General features: G+C 35.7%; 19 protein-coding genes. 16 read left to right on the top strand and 3 right to left on the bottom strand.

Annotation, left to right across the window (positions count from 1 at the left end; translation table 11 throughout):
• Window positions 1-6 precede the first annotated feature (6 nt).
• The gene (locus tag BN853_RS06305; protein ID WP_030005123.1) at window positions 7-1,380 is read right to left on the bottom strand and encodes an O-antigen ligase family protein; all 1,374 of its coding nucleotides are present in this window, start codon (window positions 1,378-1,380) and stop codon (window positions 7-9) included.
• A gap of 18 nt (window positions 1,381-1,398) precedes the next feature.
• On the bottom strand, window positions 1,399-2,007 hold the full coding sequence (locus BN853_RS06300; RefSeq protein ID WP_030005122.1) for an MBL fold metallo-hydrolase: 609 nt from the start codon (window positions 2,005-2,007) through the stop codon (window positions 1,399-1,401).
• A 115-nt stretch (window positions 2,008-2,122) separates the two neighbouring features.
• On the opposite strand from BN853_RS06300, the gene cysK reads away from it, so the two are divergent.
• The 16 genes from cysK to rsmH all read left to right on the top strand — a co-directional run bounded on the left by cysK (window position 2,123) and on the right by rsmH (window position 15,916).
• The gene (gene cysK / locus BN853_RS06295) at window positions 2,123-3,061 is read left to right on the top strand and encodes a cysteine synthase A (protein WP_052591310.1); all 939 of its coding nucleotides are present in this window, start codon (window positions 2,123-2,125) and stop codon (window positions 3,059-3,061) included.
• Window positions 3,051-3,671: a serine O-acetyltransferase EpsC gene (gene epsC, locus BN853_RS06290; protein ID WP_030005120.1), complete on the top strand. Its 621-nt coding sequence runs from the start codon at window positions 3,051-3,053 to the stop codon at window positions 3,669-3,671. Before cysK ends, epsC begins: the two co-directional genes overlap by 11 nt.
• Before the next feature lie 76 nt (window positions 3,672-3,747).
• Window positions 3,748-4,095, top strand: a complete 348-nt coding sequence (locus BN853_RS06285) for a P-II family nitrogen regulator (RefSeq protein ID WP_030005119.1) — start codon at window positions 3,748-3,750, stop codon at window positions 4,093-4,095.
• Window positions 4,092-5,321: a cation:proton antiporter gene (locus BN853_RS06280; protein ID WP_030005118.1), complete on the top strand. Its 1,230-nt coding sequence runs from the start codon at window positions 4,092-4,094 to the stop codon at window positions 5,319-5,321. The genes BN853_RS06285 and BN853_RS06280 overlap by 4 nt, the downstream gene beginning before the upstream one ends.
• 179 nt (window positions 5,322-5,500) lie before the next feature.
• A complete protein-coding gene (locus tag BN853_RS06275; protein ID WP_030005117.1) occupies window positions 5,501-6,301 on the top strand; it encodes a hypothetical protein in 801 nt (266 codons plus the stop codon).
• Between the two features lie 130 nt (window positions 6,302-6,431).
• Window positions 6,432-7,181, top strand: a complete 750-nt coding sequence (locus BN853_RS06270) for a glycoside hydrolase family 16 protein (protein ID WP_030005116.1) — start codon at window positions 6,432-6,434, stop codon at window positions 7,179-7,181.
• A 176-nt stretch (window positions 7,182-7,357) separates the two neighbouring features.
• Window positions 7,358-8,311: an ABC transporter permease gene (locus tag BN853_RS06265; protein WP_030005115.1), complete on the top strand. Its 954-nt coding sequence runs from the start codon at window positions 7,358-7,360 to the stop codon at window positions 8,309-8,311.
• A complete protein-coding gene (locus tag BN853_RS06260; protein ID WP_030005114.1) occupies window positions 8,304-9,275 on the top strand; it encodes an iron chelate uptake ABC transporter family permease subunit in 972 nt (323 codons plus the stop codon). Before BN853_RS06265 ends, BN853_RS06260 begins: the two co-directional genes overlap by 8 nt.
• Entirely contained in the window at window positions 9,272-10,054 is a 783-nt protein-coding gene (locus tag BN853_RS06255; RefSeq protein WP_030005113.1) for an iron ABC transporter ATP-binding protein, read from the top strand. Before BN853_RS06260 ends, BN853_RS06255 begins: the two co-directional genes overlap by 4 nt.
• Window positions 10,051-11,061, top strand: coding sequence for a siderophore ABC transporter substrate-binding protein (locus tag BN853_RS06250; RefSeq protein ID WP_030005112.1), 1,011 nt, complete (start codon window positions 10,051-10,053; stop codon window positions 11,059-11,061). The genes BN853_RS06255 and BN853_RS06250 overlap by 4 nt, the downstream gene beginning before the upstream one ends.
• Before the next feature lie 72 nt (window positions 11,062-11,133).
• Window positions 11,134-11,367 carry a preprotein translocase subunit SecG gene (gene secG, locus BN853_RS06245; RefSeq protein WP_030005111.1) on the top strand — a complete coding sequence of 78 codons (234 nt, stop codon included), beginning with the start codon at window positions 11,134-11,136 and terminating at the stop codon, window positions 11,365-11,367.
• Window positions 11,368-11,537: 170 nt separating this feature from the next.
• The gene (locus BN853_RS06240) at window positions 11,538-12,119 is read left to right on the top strand and encodes a hypothetical protein (protein ID WP_030005110.1); all 582 of its coding nucleotides are present in this window, start codon (window positions 11,538-11,540) and stop codon (window positions 12,117-12,119) included.
• Between the two features lie 116 nt (window positions 12,120-12,235).
• On the top strand, window positions 12,236-12,679 hold the full coding sequence (locus BN853_RS06235; protein WP_030005109.1) for a YceD family protein: 444 nt from the start codon (window positions 12,236-12,238) through the stop codon (window positions 12,677-12,679).
• A 12-nt stretch (window positions 12,680-12,691) separates the two neighbouring features.
• Entirely contained in the window at window positions 12,692-12,877 is a 186-nt protein-coding gene (gene rpmF / locus BN853_RS06230; RefSeq protein ID WP_030005108.1) for a 50S ribosomal protein L32, read from the top strand.
• A 154-nt stretch (window positions 12,878-13,031) separates the two neighbouring features.
• Window positions 13,032-15,023, top strand: coding sequence for an LTA synthase family protein (locus BN853_RS06225; protein ID WP_030005107.1), 1,992 nt, complete (start codon window positions 13,032-13,034; stop codon window positions 15,021-15,023).
• Window positions 15,020-15,916 carry a 16S rRNA (cytosine(1402)-N(4))-methyltransferase RsmH gene (gene rsmH / locus BN853_RS06220; RefSeq protein WP_030005106.1) on the top strand — a complete coding sequence of 299 codons (897 nt, stop codon included), beginning with the start codon at window positions 15,020-15,022 and terminating at the stop codon, window positions 15,914-15,916. Before BN853_RS06225 ends, rsmH begins: the two co-directional genes overlap by 4 nt.
• A 76-nt stretch (window positions 15,917-15,992) precedes the next feature.
• On the opposite strand, the gene BN853_RS06215 is transcribed toward rsmH, so the two are convergent.
• Window positions 15,993-16,418, bottom strand: a complete 426-nt coding sequence (locus BN853_RS06215; RefSeq protein WP_030005105.1) for a Fur family transcriptional regulator — start codon at window positions 16,416-16,418, stop codon at window positions 15,993-15,995.

Genomic DNA, 16,418 nt, shown 5'->3' with positions numbered 1-16,418 from the left:
TTCTGATTAATTCAGGATAGGCACGGTTTTTGTTTCTATTTGGGTGTTATTTTCGATTGAGACCATTAATATGATCGTGATGAATGTGTAAACAAGCATGAACTGTGTATTATCAATTAAGCCATGAATTTGTGTCACAGTTACACCAATTATAATAAAGAGGACTTCAAATTTTCTTTTTTCAATCATTAATCGGTAAGTTTGATAGAAATAGACAACTAGTGCGATTAAACCAAAGCTTCCCATGACCGCCATGGTGTGAAACAACGTTGAATGAAAGACTTGAATTCGATTTGGATTACCAATGTCGGTCATTGATTCCCAACCAGCACCAAAAATCGGGTACTGTTTGAATAATTCAACAGCGTGCTTGTATAATGTGATTCTTGAAGAGGAGAACTGATCTAAATCATCAAGACCACCTTGCATAAAGACCTCAACAGCGGTCTCAACAAGCACAGGAAATTTAATTAGAATTAGGCTTGTGACAACAAGAGCGATCAATCCGTTGTAATAGGTGTGTCTCTTACCGTAGCGAATGAGTATGACTGCGAAGCATAAGATGGAAAGACCTAGTGAAATATAGCCGCCTCTTGAAGCAGATAAGAAGATGGTAAAACTACTTAGTAGCGGGAAAAACCACAGAACCAAGCGTTTTGGGTATTTGAGGAGATAATACACTTGTGAAGGCATCATTAAAACGAGGTGGATAACAACGTCATTGATATTGCCCCAACCGTAATCGCCACGACCCCAGGACGTTTTCATGCCTAATTTAATGCGTTCTTTAATTCCAATTTCAATGCCGTAGGATTGAAATCCTTGATAGATATTAAATAAAATCTCCCCACTTAAGAGTAAACTCATGAAAAACATGATTTTCATGACATACGCTAAAGATGGTTTTGATGTGCTCACAAAAAACACATAAAGCAACAAATAAAAGAAACCGAAAAGTGAGATTTGTAGGTAGGTTGGTGTGACCTTCACATAGAAAATTGATAATATTTGCGCTAGTGCAGATAAGAAGAAGGCAAGGAATAATGCGCCTTTTTTGAACGTTGGTTTAAACCGAATCAAGTGGACAATAGGACCAATCACTAAAAAGAAGAACAACACATAGACGAAGTGAAAACCACTGATTGTCTCAAGATTCATGCCTTGAACGTTGTAGATGTAGAGTAGGGTTGCAAACAATGGCATCGTATACATGGTGTTTTCAAACAACATGAATATCAGTGACATTGGAATTAAGAGTAAAAGCATACCATACTCGTTATATTGTTGATAATCATCCTTCATTACCCAAGTTAAAAACCCGATAAGTGTAATGAGAATGAGATAATAATTTGAATTTAAAAAACGCTCTATTTTTTTCATAGGTACTTCCTCTAGTAACTACCCTCTAACAAAAGGGTTATATTTTTTTTCTTGATTGATGGTTGTTTGAAACCCATGACCAGGATAGACAATGGTGTCCTCAGGTAGGGTATAAAAGGAAGTTTTGATGGAATGGATTAATTCATCAAAATTGCCTAAATATAAATCGGTTCTACCAATGCTGCCTCGAAATAACGTGTCACCGCTAAATAAAATACCTTGTGCATAAAGTGCAGTAGACCCTTTTGAGTGACCAGGTACATAAAGAACTCTAAATGGTTTTTGTGAAAAAGGAAGAACTTGAAAATCCGCTTCCTTGATATAAAAATCGACCATGACCTTCTCAATCGTTTGAATGCCGTAGTCTTTATCCATCAATTCGGCGTCTAATAAAGGGGCATAGACGCTCGCATTTGGATAAATGGTTTTTAATTGATTAACGCCACCGATGTGATCAAAGTGACCGTGTGTGATATAAATGATTTCGACGTCAAGTGAATGATTAGTTAAGTAATTAAGCACAAGATCAGATTCGTAGCCAGGATCAATGACTAAGGCTTTGTTATTGATGTGTAGAATATAGCAGTTTGATTGAACAGCTCCAAGTGTAAATCGTTTAATCGTCATAAATAGCACCTCTTATCTATTATACAACATCAAAAAGAGATATCCTAAGGAAAAAAGATGAATCTATTTGCGTTTTATTTTGAATTTGTATAAAATAGGTGTGAAATGAGGTCATCTGATGAAAATACACGAGGACTATACGAAATTAATCGGAAATACACCACTTGTTAGGCTTTGCAAGTTAGCCAATTATTTTAACATCGAAGGCGAAATTATCGCCAAAGTTGAAAGGTTCAATCCATTATCAAGTGTGAAAGATCGACTTGGTTTGGCATTAATTGAAAACTTAGAGGAAAAAGATTTAATTAAAGAAGATACCATCATTATTGAACCCACCTCAGGTAACACAGGCGTGGGACTAGCTTTTGTCTGTGCACAACGTGGCTATCGATTAACCATTGTGATGCCAAGTTCAGTAACAAAAGAGCGCATTCAAATTATCGAAGCGTTTGGTGCAACGGTCGTTTTAACGGATATGAAGGACGGAATGAAAGGCGCGATAGCTTATTGTAATAATCAACTGGAACAAGACAAACGTTACGTCATGGCTCAGCAGTTTGATAATGAAGCGAACGTTAGAATGCATGAGAAAACAACCGCACTTGAAGTGATTAGAGATACCGATGGGCAATTTGATTTATTTTTAGCAGGTGTCGGTACGGGTGGCACGATCAGTGGGGTTGGAACGGTATTAAAAGAACAGTTGCCAAACGTAAAAGTGATTGCGGTAGAGCCTTCAAACTCAGCTGTTTTGTCTGGAAATCAAAGTGGATCACATAAGATTCAGGGCATCGGTGCCGGATTTGTACCACCGATTTTTAGAAGAGACGTCATTGATGAGATCATGACGGTGAGTGATGAAGACGCCATGATTATGACTAGATTAGTAGCAAAACTCGAAGGGGTCTTTGTTGGAATTTCATCCGGTGCTGCTCTGCACGCAACGGTAATGGCGTTAAAGAAAAAAGAGAACCACGGCAAACGTGCGATCGTTATTCTACCTGATACAGGGGAACGCTATTTATCGACCGGGGTATTTAATCATGTGGTTTAGTCATTTAAGAGCGGATATTAGAATGGCAAAGAAAAACGACCCATCAGCGCCATCAAAGTTTTGTATTTTACTAACTTATCCAGGCATTCATGCGCTGATGTTTTACCGATTTGCCCACGCAGTCAGTCTGCTTCGTTTAAGAGGATTGGCAAGGTTTATTTCTAATCTAGGCCGTTTTTTTACAAACGTCGACATTCATCCTGAGGCAAAAATTGGTCGAGGTGTATTTATCGATCACGGGGCATCGGTTGTGATCGGTCAAACCGCGGTTATTGGGAATAACGTGGTGTTATTCCACGGGGTTACACTAGGATCAAATGGTGTAACAACGTATGGTAAGAGACACCCGAACATCGAAGATGGGGTAACGATTTATGCGAATTCCAGTGTCATCGGAAACATTACAATTGGAAAGAACTCGATTATTGGTGCACATTCCGTAGTCAAACACGACGTAGATGAAAATAGTGTGGTCTATGGCAATCCTGCAAGACTAATCAAAAAAGATGGGAAAAAAGTCATCAGTCAAGAACCAACCTTAGAAGAACTGATGAAACGGGTAAAAATACTCGAGGAAGAATTGAATCATTTAAAACAAACCGTTAGTTAGAAAGCGGTTTTTTCTAATTTAGTATTGAAATTTTTCAAGATGAGCGTATAATTAAAAATCGTTAGGAGTTGAGTTTATGAAATTACTTGTTTTTATTTTAAACAAACCAGAAAAACTAGATCGCTTACTCAAGCGTTTAGCTGAAGAGCACTTAACGGGTGCAACGGTATTTAGTTCCTCTGGAATGGCGACAAGCCTTATTAGTTCAAACGATGAATCGTTAAGCAATATTTTTGGTTCATTAAGACAAATTTTAAAAGATACAAAGAAAGACAATAAGACGTTGATGATGGTAACATCAGAAAAAAATGTTGAAAGAGTTGAAGAGATTATTGAAGAAGTGGTTGGTAACTTAGATGAACCAAACACCGGGATATTGTTTACAATACCTGTTGACTACGTTAGAGGGTTTAAACACAAATGATTTTAGCGTACATGTCTTTAGTTATTATAACTGGCTTACTATTTGGTAAGCTGGCAAAAAAGTTTAATTTACCCAACGTCACAGGCTATTTACTTGGTGGTCTATTAATTGGACCATTGATCTCATTATCAGGTTTTGATTTAGTGCCTGAGGACATCCTTGAAGAAATGCATGTGATTGCAGAAATCGCTTTGGGGTTTATTGCGTTTTCAATTGGGACTGAATTTCAGCTATCTTACTTTAAACGCGTCGGGAAATTACCGGTGGTCATTGCAATTTTTGAATCATTATTTGCAATTTTAATGGTGTTTTTCCTTTTAATCCTGTTTGGGTTTGAATTTAAGTTCTCCTTAGTACTTTCAGCAATCGCGGCGGCTACCGCACCAGCGGCAACCATTATGGTAATCAAGCAGTACAAAGCCAAAGGTGAAGTGACAGAGAATTTATTAAGTGTTGTTGCAATCGATGACGCAACCGCAATTGTGTTCTTTGGGTTGTTTGTTGCCATTGCAAAATCGATTGGAAACACGGGAGAATCAAACCTTGCATGGATGATTATTAAACCATTTATCGAAATATTAGCAAGTCTTGGGATTGGTGCACTCCTCGGTCTTGTATTATCTTATGGTCTAAGATGGTTTACAGGCCGTGGAAACCGCATCTCACTGATACTTGCGTTGATATTTATTACAATCGCGATGACCGAAATTGTTCATCATTTCGCACCTGGTTTTGAAGTCTCGAGCTTACTATCTTGCATGATGCTTGGTGCGATATTTACAAACTTAACCAAAGAATCAATCATTGATACAGTGATGTATTTAATTGATCGCGTCACCCCACCAATCTTCATTATGTTTTTCGTCTTAAGTGGCGCAGAACTACAATTAAATGTCTTATTAACCGTAGGCGGTATTGGTGTTATCTACATTCTAGGTCGTGTGATCGGTAAACTTTCAGGTGCTTATCTTGGGGCAACCATTGCCAAAGGTAGTCCAAACGTCAAGCGTTACCTAGGGTTTGGCTTAATTCCTCAAGCCGGGGTAGCAATTGGTTTGACGATCGTTGCTGCAGGTGTCATTCCTGAACATGCAAAAGAAATTCGTGCGGTTGTCTTAGCTGCAACGTTTGTTTATGAAATGGTTGGGCCATTAATTACTAAGAAAGCTTTAACCTCAGCTGGCGAGATTTCAAGCGAACTGGCAAAAACAAAAATGGCTCATTAATAGAGTCTAATAAAATGATAGGAACAGAGGGTCTTTTTGATCCTCTGTTTTTTTTTCCTTTTTAACCAGTGGTATATCTAACTGATGAGGTTGATAATTATTTTATAAGTGGTGATTTTCTATCTAGTTTAAATGTGATATAATTAGTTAAATAAGTTAGAGTGTGTGAGGGTAATTTAATGAAACCAAATCGATTGAAAGAAATCACAACGACGAAAAAAGGGTTTATCCAAGCGCTGTTATTTGCATTAGTTGGCGTGTTAGTTTTGTGTTATAGCTATGGACGTTTGACTTACTTTGGATTAAATCCGGAATTGAAAAGTGATTATTTGTATGCGGTTGGGTATGGAAACTATCGATTGACTTTTTCATTTGTCGTATTAGCTTTCTTGTTTTTATATGCTTTCTCACTCTACGTCGTGTTAAGAAAAAAGGACATCAATGTTTTATTTACTGGATCGATGATTTTTATTATTCTTGTCTTCACAGGAATTGGTGGACTTGTTGTTTCAATTAAGGAGACAAGATCGTTAGCAAGCTATACAAGAGACATAAATCACTATGGCTTATATGACCCATTAGTAGAAGATGATGGTATACATTGGCGTCACCTACTTCCTGCAAAAGAAGACGTTCTTTCTTACGAATACACCTTAGTTCGTATTTCCTCAATATTTGGTTATCAGGACGCATTTTCAATCTCTATGGCGGTTACTTATGATCAAATAATCGAATTAGAGAATAAAAATGACGCTGACTTTGATTCGAACTCAACCACTTGTGGAATTGATTTCTATGATTGTTACTACAAACCTTTGCTTGAATCAAATTTAAAGACAACACTATACGTTTTTATTAGTCACGATAAAACACGTATTTATTACGTAATTACCAATCAAAAACCGACAAATCAGGCGAATTTCCTTTTTTATGTCAAACGATTTATCAATGACCAAAGAAAGAGCCCTTACGATAACTAACGGCTTATATAAAAAAAGTAGTATGGGTAAGAGGTTGGAAAGTTCCTCTAGCTGATGTAATTATGGAACAAATCATCAGCTTACATAACGGATTTGTGATAAAATAGTACAAGAGATAGAGGTGTCTTAAATGAAAGAAAAACAATTGTTATTTGAAGAATCCTTTGACTATCAAGGCAAACCAAACGAATCGATTTGGACAATTGAAGTGGGCGATCGGTGGCACAATGACGAAAAACAGTGTTACACCGATCAAAAAGAAAATGTCATGGTTAAAGATGGGGCATTACAATTACAAGCAACCTTAAATGATTCACCTTGCAAATACCTTTCTGGACGTATTAATACAAAAAATAAGGTTCATTTTATGTATGGCAGGTTTGTCATTCGAGCGAAACTACCAAAAGGCAGAGGCTCATGGCCTGCGATTTGGTTTTTAGGTGAGGACATAAAAGAAGTTGGTTGGCCAAAATGCGGTGAGATTGATTTAATGGAGTATGCGGGTAATCAGCCACGACAATCAACTTGTGCGATCCACACCCAATCCTTTAATCATCGAATACAAACGGATTTAGGTGGTAAAATTGAACTTCCAGATTTATCCGATACGTTTCACGATTTTATTTTAGAGTGGCATCCAAACTATTTGTCGTTTCAAGTGGATTACGAAGAGATATTTCATCTAGAAAAGAAAGAGACGGATACACCAAATGAATACCCATTTAACAAACCATATTACTTGATTATCAATCAAGCCGTTGGTGGGATGTATGGTAAGGAAATCATTGATACGGATTTACCATTTTTATTTGAGGTCGCTAGTATCAAAGTGTTCTCAATTGATGGGTATGGAAAAATAATTAATTTTAATAAAAAATAAAAATAACTTCGACGTATCGAAAATTAAGAAGAACCCGTAAAAAGGGTTCTTTTTTAGTATTTTAGTATGAATAAGGCCGTTATTTAGAAAGGTTATCGTTTCTTTTGAAATAGGCTTTGTAACTGTATATAATTTACGTTGTAGAAATGAAATAGAACAATAAAGGTGGCGTTTTTTTGAAAAAGCGAGTAATGCTTGTTATCGCATTTGTCATATTAACAATATTGTCCTTAGCAACGGGTGTTGTTGATGTCAATATTAAAGATTTATTAAGTTTAGATCAAAGGGCTTGGTTCATTGTTTTTAACTCAAGATTACCGCGTACGGTAGCGATCATATTAACGGCTACCTCAATGAGCGTTTCTGGGTTGATTATGCAAACCATCTCAAAAAATAAATTTGTCTCACCATCGGTTGTTGGAATTACCGATTCTGCACAATTGGGTATTTTGATTGCCTTCGTGTTTTTCGGGTCGTTATCACTAACCTTTAAAATGGTATTTGCGTTTTTATTTGCTGTACTTGGGGCGTTTGTTTTTATGTCGATTTTAAGTCGAATCAAATTTAAAAACGCGATTTATGTACCGCTTGTTGGGATGATGTTTGCGGGAATTATTGGCTCTATTGTGTCATTTATCGCTTATCAATTTAACCTAACACAGTTCATTCAAACTTTTGGCGTAGGTAGCTTTTCGTCGATTGTATCAGGGAATTATGAACTTCTCTATGTCGTGATTGTGCCACTCATGATTGGGTTTATCTACATGGTTCAGTTTAACATCATCGGTGTTGGTGAGGATTTCGCAAAAAATTTAGGTGTTAATTATCAAAAAACTCTGATGGTCGGGTTAGTTGTAATTTCATTGATTACGGCCTCAACCTACGTGGTTGTCGGTTCGATACCATTTATTGGCTTAGTAGTACCGAATTTGATTAGTCTTTATTATGGAGACAATCTGAAAAAAACCATCTTTGACGTCAGCTTGTTTGGTAGTGTATTTGTGTTATTCGCTGATATCTTTTCGCGCTTAATCATCTACCCATATGAGATTCCAATTTCACTAACCATGGGTGTCATTGGTAGTGTGGTTTTCTTATTCCTCATCTATCGGAGGGTAAATCATGCGTAATCGAACAAAGACGTATTTTATTTTTGGCGCGATTGCGTTAAGTGTGGTTGTCCTTTATCTGTTTTATTGGTTAGTTGGTCTAGAACAAATCACCATAGGGCAGTTAACAAGGGGATTATCAAGAAGATCGACTAGAGTGGTTGCGATGATCATGATCGCAGCAATTATGGCAATTTCGAGTCTTAAGTTTCAAACGATGACCCAAAATCGAATTTTAACACCATCTATGATTGGTTTTGATTCGACGTTTGTCTTGACTCAAACGGTAATTGTATTTGTTTTTGGTGGATTTAGTACGCTTATTTCTAACCCTTATTATAATTTTATAATCACAACGACGTTTATGGTACTATTCTCGTTTTTACTTTACGGATTGATTCTTCGTAAGGGGAAGAATAACCTGGCACTGTTATTACTAGTGGGACTAGTGTTTAGAACATTAATGTCATCACTTACCTCATTTTTAAGCCGTATCATTGACCCGGATGATTTCGTAACAGTCGTTTCAAATACGATGCCTAGTCTAAATAACATGAATACCGATATCCTATGGTATTTGGCATTACCGATTACACTTGTGGTCATGGTATTGATGTTACGCGATCTAAAATACTTTGATATTATGAATTTAGGTGAGGATCAAGCTAAGGGGTTAGGTGTTGATTACTTGAAAGTGACCAATCGTAGTTTGGTCTATATTGCAATCATGATTTCTGTATCTACCGCACTGGTTGGTTCATTGACATTCTTAGGATTAATTACTGTGAATTTAGCAAGAGAACGATTGAAAACAGATTTCCATAAACCAATCTTAATATTGAGTACGCTTGCTGGTGTGATTTTTCTAGTTGGCGGACAGTTTGTTTTACAAACGTTCCGACTGAATACAAGCTTGGCTGTATTCATCAATTTAATTGGTGGATTATACATGATTTATCTGCTTTTAAAGGAGAATAAGAAATGATTGAAATTAAGAATTTAAATAAAAAATACGATCAACTTGTGGTTTTAGATGACGTGAATTTAACGATAAAAGATGGTGCGGTAACGGCACTAATTGGTCCAAATGGTGCTGGTAAATCAACATTACTTGGTGTCGTTTCAAGGCTGTTATCACAAGATTCTGGTGAGGTTTTTATTAACGGAATAGAACAAAAGAAAATCAAACCCGTTGACTACGCAAAAATGATCGCAATTCTAAAACAAACCAATCAAATCAATGTGAATTTGACGGTACGGGAACTCGTGACGTTTGGAAGATGGCCACACTCTAAGGGGAATTTATCCAAGATTGATGAGGAAAAAATCGATGAGGCAATTAAGTTTATGCGCCTTAAAGAAATCGAAAACAAATCGATTAATCACTTATCAGGTGGACAAAAACAAAGGGCTTATATTGCGATGATTGTGGCTCAAGACACCAAATACGTGTTATTAGATGAACCCTTAAACAACTTAGACATGAAGTATGCGGTTGATATGATGTTGATTTTGCAAAACTTGGTTAAAAAACTAGGGAAGACCGTCATTATTGTGCTACATGACATCAATATAGCAGCGACTTTTGCAGATCACATTGTGGCAATGAAAGATGGAAAAATCATCAAAGAAGGTAGCCCAGATGAAATCATGGATAAAAAGACACTCGATTATGTGTATGATCATGAATTTTGCATTGCTGGTGTGAATGGAAAAAAATATTGTATCTATTATCAAGAAGAGGAAAAGAAGGTTCTTATATGAAAAAAATAGTTAGCAGTTTGATTTTAATACTTAGTATTGTTGTTTTAACGGGATGTGTCAACATTGTTGATGATAAAGACGATGATTTTGAAACAATCACAATTACTCAAGAAGTAACCAAAGCGGATTCAAGAACCGATGAGAACGCAACAAAAGAAACCATCAGTGAGGTGGTTCCGGTTAATCCAAAAAACGTGGCCGTCTTTGATTATGGCATTCTAGATATTTTAGACGAAGTCGGCTTAGAAACTTTAGGGATCGAAAAACTAGCGGTTGTCAAATCCAATCTTCCAACGTACTTATCAAAATACAGCGGTCAAACTTACGGCATCGCTGGGGCCTCGTTATTCGAACCTAGTTTCGATGAGCTTGATCTATTTGATGCGGATTTAGTCATCATTAGTGGCCGTTCCGCGTGGGCATATAACTCATTGAAAAAGGAATTAAATAACGTTGCGGTATTATCGCTTGCAGTCGATAACACAGACTATTTAAATAGCGTCTTAGACAACTTAGACATTTTAAAACAAATTTTCGATGGCAATACTGCGTTTGATGCGTTAAAAACGACGCTAAGTACAAAGACAAGTGAACTAAAAGAAATGGTCTCACAAAGTGGTTTAAAAGCGTTAATTGTCATGACAAACGGTAGTGCGATATCCGGTTATGGCATTGGTTCTCGATTTGGCTTTGTTCATAACGAACTAGGGTTTGTTGCTGCGGATGATAAGTTCGGGAATGGCGATACTAATGCACACGGCGACAACATAAGCTTTGAATACATTTCAGAGTTGAACCCAGACGTTATTTTTGTTGTTGACCGTACCGCAGCAACCTCAGATGATACCTCTTCACAAATTCTTGATGTGACGCTTGTCAACGAAACGAATGCAGGTAAAAATAATCGTGTTATTTTACTCGATTCAACGGCTTGGTATTTGGTTTCAGGTGGTTATAATTCAACACTTGTGATGATTGCTGATGCACAAAAGGTATTTAATCGATAAGATAAAGATTTCTAATGATTGACAAAAAAACATTTTATTGTTACAATAGGGTGTATTTTAGGAGGGTGTTTTATGAACTGGGCAGATATTATTGTTTTAGTGCTTGCGGTTATTTTAATTCTATCGGTTGCTGTGCAACAATCTCAAGATAGTGTACAAGATGCCTTTAGTGGAGAAAAATCAGAATTATTTAAAAATCAAAAAGCAAGAGGGCTTGACTTACTTCTTATGAGAGTAACTATGGCAACGTCTTTACTTTTTGTTGGTATGGTTTTTGTTTCACTATTATTACACAAAAACGCTTAATCATTAAAAAGTAGAAAATGAGCATTTGCTCATTTTTTTATTTGTTTTTGTCATTTTCGTGTTCTATTTTTGCTATTTTGAGTGGTTTTTTAATTCTAATTGACTAAAATCGATAAAATTGATAAAATCTTAATAAAGACAAAAGTTTTAGTATACTAGGGAGGTTTACTATGGACCGTAAGAAATTCATGAAAGACTATTTTAAGAAGAATACAAAGGGTGCTGAAGAGTTCGATCAATATCAAAAAGAAGATCACGATAGAGCTGTCTTAAGAGCCAGAAATTTATTTGGAATTGATATGAATGAAGCTAATGAATTAAATCCATTAGTGATTAGTTATCCTGAGGCTTTCTTTGAAGGCGGAACCGTTAAGTTTAAATATGGTAAACAAGCCGATAAAGTGAGATATGACCAAGCAAGAGTCAATGTCCTTTTATTTGGAAAGAACAACCTATTTTACTACAGTGCACTCGTTGACTACGAAAATGCGTTAATCGCTAATGATTACGGCTTAGAAGTGCCATATAAACACGTAGTGACCATTGAGACTTCAAACGACACAGTTATTGAAGAAAATGCCGTACACCAACGTGTACTACTTAATCTTGCGTTTGTTGATGGCGCAGAAATTAGTGTTCGCTTAAAAGACGTATTGTCAAAAGATTCAGTTAAGAGTGATCACGTCGCTATTGACGATGAAACCCTTGTTTTAATTAACGACATTCGCAAATTAATCAGAAGAAAACAATAACATTTAAAGTGATGAAGAGTGCCCGAAACTTGGGTATTCTTTTATTATGAAATAATCAATGTTTCTAATTGACATTGATATATAAAACGTGTATAATTAATCAAGCTGGTGATAATATGATTTTAAGTGTTGACCAATTAAAAAAGAATATCGAATCTACGCTTGATTTAGAACTAGATTTTAAGTCGATGTTAGAAACGTCAGACTTAATCAATGACATTGAAAAAGTACATGTCACTGGTTCTTATCAATTTTTGACTTCAGAACATTTGTTATTTAACTTACATGTTGAGACAACATTAACACTCTCTTGTGCAATTACGTTAAAACCTGTGAAATATCAAGTTTCATTTGATTTTGAAGAAGAAGTGAGCAAGACTGAACAAACCGAATATCAAATCCAAGGTGATCAAATTGATTTATCAGAAATGGTCTGGGGTGCACTAGTACCTGAAGTTCCAATTGCTGTAGTTTCAGAAGACGCACCTGAGGGTTTGTTTGATAAAGAAAAAGAGGTTAATCCTGCTTTTTCAAGCTTGAAAGATCTTTTAAAAAAATAGGAGGTGTTTGACATGGCAGTTCCTTTTCGCCGTACTGGTAAGACAGCAAAAAGAAAACGTCGTACACACTATAAACTATCTAAACCTACCTTAGTGGTTGACCCACAAACTGGTGATTTAGTATTACCTCACAGAGTATCACCTAAAACTGGTGAATACAAAGGTATTAAAGTAGTTAGTGTAAAAGAATCCGAATAGGATAAGAAGGATGCCAATGGCATCTTTTTCTTTTATAAGTGCAACGATACTTTCACATAAACCGATTCTTAGAGGGGTTTGTCTTTACAATAAAACGGGTTTATTATAAAATAATATGGTATTTCAATTATAAAAAAGGTTAGGGGTGAGACAAATGAAAAAATTAAATCAGAAAACGTATTTTCTACTGATGATTATTTTGTTTTTTGTCTTGAATTTATTGAATCGTTTGGTTATTACAACTGAACTCTTTAATCCGGGTATGAATTTATTTAAAGGAAACTTACAAACAACTTTGAACTCTTTTATGGGTGATTCTGGTCTACTCGTCATCTTGATTACGATATTTTACTTTATCGCAAAGAAAAAAAGGACGTTTATCTACTTAGTGACGTTAACAACCATTGGTTTATCGGTTATGATATTTTCGTTAAAAGTCTATGCTTTCTATTATGGTACGGCATTTTCTTTCTTTAACGCAAGAACTTTCTCGAATTCTGCACCGGTCTTAGGTCAACAATTGACTTTCCACTTATGGAAGAATTTATTTATTACCGCACAGTATGTCGCGGTCATTCCGGCAATTATAGTGTTTGTATTAGCCATCATGGAGCTTAAAAATCGTTATTTACATCAAGAACGTCTAGATAAGACAAAACCACAAATGATGAGGGTTCTAAATTTCTTTGTCGTGGGATTGATTTTATTCTCTTGGTCACAAATCGGTTATTTTACAGAAATCAAAAACACCTATTATGAATCCAATCGTGTGGCTCAAAAAGGCGTCCAAACGATGGGTGTTTACAACTATTATATTAATGACTTGGTTAGTTTTGTCTTTACAAAACCAGAACCAATATTAGCGGATGAAGAACTCAATGAGAACATTGACATCTACGTCAACGAAAAAACAGAAAATTGTCCTAAAAATTACTTAGGAGAAGCGACTTGTAACGACTTAATGACTTCATCAATTTTCGAAGGTAAGACCATTGTGATGCTTCAAATGGAGTCATTTAACAATTACTTATTAAACTTGAGTTTTGATGTCGATGGCGAAATTCATGAAGTGATGCCATATTTTAATCAATTATTAAAAGAAGAGTCTACCGTCTATTACAATAATTTTTATTCAAATATTGGGGTTGGTAAAACCTCTGATGCCGAATTTGCCTCACTAACTGGGCTAAGTCCAATGGGATTTATCGTTACATACTTTGATTACGTTAATGAGTATTTCGAGACCTTACCAAAATTATTTACGGACAAAGGGTATGAGACGTACACTGTTTTTGGTTCTACTTATAATTTTTATCGGAGAAACGAAGTTTACCCAATGTTAGGTTTTAATAAGGATAATAACCAGAACATGGAGTCATTAGAAGCGCTTGGCTTATATGATCCGTTAACAGAGACTGTCAATGGTTGGGTTGATGACCCGGTTGCGTTTGAATACGTAACAAATGTGTTAAAAGATGGTGACCATAAAAAGTTTGTGTTTGCACTTTCAACCGTTCTTCATACGCCTTACGCTGATGTGGAATGGATGACTGGTATTAATCCTTGGGAAAACCTGATTAAAGGGGATTTAGGCAATTACCTAGATTATGCTCATCGCTTCGATCAAGTCTTTGAAGATTGGTATGAAGGGTTAAAGGAAGAAGCGTTACTTGATGACGTTGTCTTTGTTATGTATGGCGATCATACGGGTGGGTTAACGATGGACGATTTAAGACAATTAGATCCAAACATTAATCTATTTAGCTATCAACAATACAGTCATAACGTGCCATTCATGATTTTAGCACCAGGTATGGATTTATCGAATTATGGCGTAGACCGAACAATGACACGTGGTCAAACCGACTTAAAGCGCACCATTTCAAATTTATTTGGACTAGACGAGAAGTATCATTTTGGTGTGGATATTTTAAGTGGGGCTAAGACTTGGACTTATAACGCAATTACCATGGATTTATTTAGCGATGATTTTCACATCAATATGCCTAATGAAAGTATTAATATTAATGACTATGATCCAACGCTTTTAGAAGAATATATACAGAAGTTTTATCATCAAAAAGAGATGAATGATTCAATTTTAAGGTATCATTACTTCAAATTAATCAATGAGGCAAATAAATGACACACTACTCTGTTTTATTAAAAGAAACAATCGATGCCTTAAATATTAAACCAAATGGCATCTATGTCGATTGTACGATGGGTGGTGCCGGTCATTCAAAGGAATTATTGAAGAAGTTGACCACAGGTCATTTATATTGTTTTGATCAAGACGAGGTTGCGATTAAAATTGCCAAAGAACGATTAGGCAGTAGTCAAAACTATACGATCATTAAATCAAATTTCGAGTTTGTTAAAAAAGAGCTAAATTCACTTGGTATTTACCACATTGATGGTGTGATAATGGATTTAGGGATGTCCTCGTTTCAAATAGATGAAGACGTTAGAGGTTTTTCTTACATGCAAGATGCACCGCTTGACATGCGCATGAATAGTGAATCGAAGATTACCGCAAAAACGATTGTTAATGAGCAATCCCTTGACTACCTGACCTACATTCTTAGAACTTATGGGGAAGAAGAGTTTGCCAGACCAATCGCAAAGAAGATTGTGGAAAATAGACCACTAGAAACAACGTTTGATTTGGTAAAAATTACCGATCAATACAAATATAAACAAAAAGGTCATTCGGCTAAGAAAGTCTTTCAAGCACTCCGAATTGCTGTAAATGATGAGTTAGGTGTATTAGAAAGAGCTTTGCCTGATTTATTAGAGATGATGAATCCAAACGGGGTATTTTCAATCATCACTTTTCATTCCTTAGAAGATCGAATCGTTAAACACTTTTTTAAAAAACATAGTGAACTAAATCTACCTAAAGGACTACCAATTCAAAGTCATGTAAAACCTGCACTTCGTATTGAACAACGAAAACCGATACTTCCGACAGAAGAAGAGTTAAATGAAAATTCAAGAAGCCGTTCAGCAAAGCTGAGAGTAGCAATTAAAAATTAGAGTGGAAACACTCTTTTTTCTTTATTAAATCAAGCAATAAAAAAAACATTCGACAAGGTCAAATGTTTTCGTTGAGTTAGTAAGTTTTCTTTTTTCTAGCACCAATCGTTATACGAATATAATCAACGTGTAAGTCTTTTAATTCAGGCGTATTCTTAATATATTCAAAGACATCGGTGTTATTAATTTCATTAATTTTATTGGTATCTTTTAATACGACGTGGATGTGACTATCAGCGTTGTGCATCGGATTATCAATTGCTAAATCGTAGTATTTGGTATCGTTGATGTATAATTCGACAACAATCTTTTGTTCAATTAAAAAATCAAGGTTATTATAAATGGTAGAAACGTTAGTAAAACCGCGTTTTGCCAATGCATTTTGGATTTCTTTGAACGTTAGATGGTTATTTTCAAGAACATCGATCATGGCTTTTCGGCTGTCTGTGATACGAAGATTCTTTTTTCTTAATTTATTGAAATAAACTTCTTTCGAATCCAT

The organism is Paracholeplasma brassicae (genome assembly GCF_000967915.1).
Lineage (GTDB): Bacteria > Bacillota_I > Bacilli_A > Acholeplasmatales > UBA5453 > Paracholeplasma > Paracholeplasma brassicae.
The sequence above is the reverse complement of the archived record's forward strand: the minus strand, read 5'-3'. Positions and strand labels throughout refer to the sequence as shown.

Coding starts and splice junctions, on each gene's coding strand:
- BN853_RS06305 (WP_030005123.1), bottom strand. CDS start 1,380: ATGAAAAAAATAGAGCGTTTTTTAAATTCAAATTATTATCTCATTCTC.
- BN853_RS06300 (WP_030005122.1), bottom strand. CDS start 2,007: ATGACGATTAAACGATTTACACTTGGAGCTGTTCAATCAAACTGCTAT.
- epsC (WP_030005120.1), top strand. CDS start 3,051: ATGTGGTTTAGTCATTTAAGAGCGGATATTAGAATGGCAAAGAAAAAC.
- BN853_RS06285 (WP_030005119.1), top strand. CDS start 3,748: ATGAAATTACTTGTTTTTATTTTAAACAAACCAGAAAAACTAGATCGC.
- BN853_RS06280 (WP_030005118.1), top strand. CDS start 4,092: ATGATTTTAGCGTACATGTCTTTAGTTATTATAACTGGCTTACTATTT.
- BN853_RS06275 (WP_030005117.1), top strand. CDS start 5,501: ATGAAACCAAATCGATTGAAAGAAATCACAACGACGAAAAAAGGGTTT.
- BN853_RS06270 (WP_030005116.1), top strand. CDS start 6,432: ATGAAAGAAAAACAATTGTTATTTGAAGAATCCTTTGACTATCAAGGC.
- BN853_RS06260 (WP_030005114.1), top strand. CDS start 8,304: ATGCGTAATCGAACAAAGACGTATTTTATTTTTGGCGCGATTGCGTTA.
- BN853_RS06255 (WP_030005113.1), top strand. CDS start 9,272: ATGATTGAAATTAAGAATTTAAATAAAAAATACGATCAACTTGTGGTT.
- BN853_RS06250 (WP_030005112.1), top strand. CDS start 10,051: ATGAAAAAAATAGTTAGCAGTTTGATTTTAATACTTAGTATTGTTGTT.
- secG (WP_030005111.1), top strand. CDS start 11,134: ATGAACTGGGCAGATATTATTGTTTTAGTGCTTGCGGTTATTTTAATT.
- BN853_RS06240 (WP_030005110.1), top strand. CDS start 11,538: ATGGACCGTAAGAAATTCATGAAAGACTATTTTAAGAAGAATACAAAG.
- BN853_RS06235 (WP_030005109.1), top strand. CDS start 12,236: ATGATTTTAAGTGTTGACCAATTAAAAAAGAATATCGAATCTACGCTT.
- rpmF (WP_030005108.1), top strand. CDS start 12,692: ATGGCAGTTCCTTTTCGCCGTACTGGTAAGACAGCAAAAAGAAAACGT.
- BN853_RS06225 (WP_030005107.1), top strand. CDS start 13,032: ATGAAAAAATTAAATCAGAAAACGTATTTTCTACTGATGATTATTTTG.
- rsmH (WP_030005106.1), top strand. CDS start 15,020: ATGACACACTACTCTGTTTTATTAAAAGAAACAATCGATGCCTTAAAT.
- BN853_RS06215 (WP_030005105.1), bottom strand. CDS start 16,418: ATGGATTCGAAAGAAGTTTATTTCAATAAATTAAGAAAAAAGAATCTT.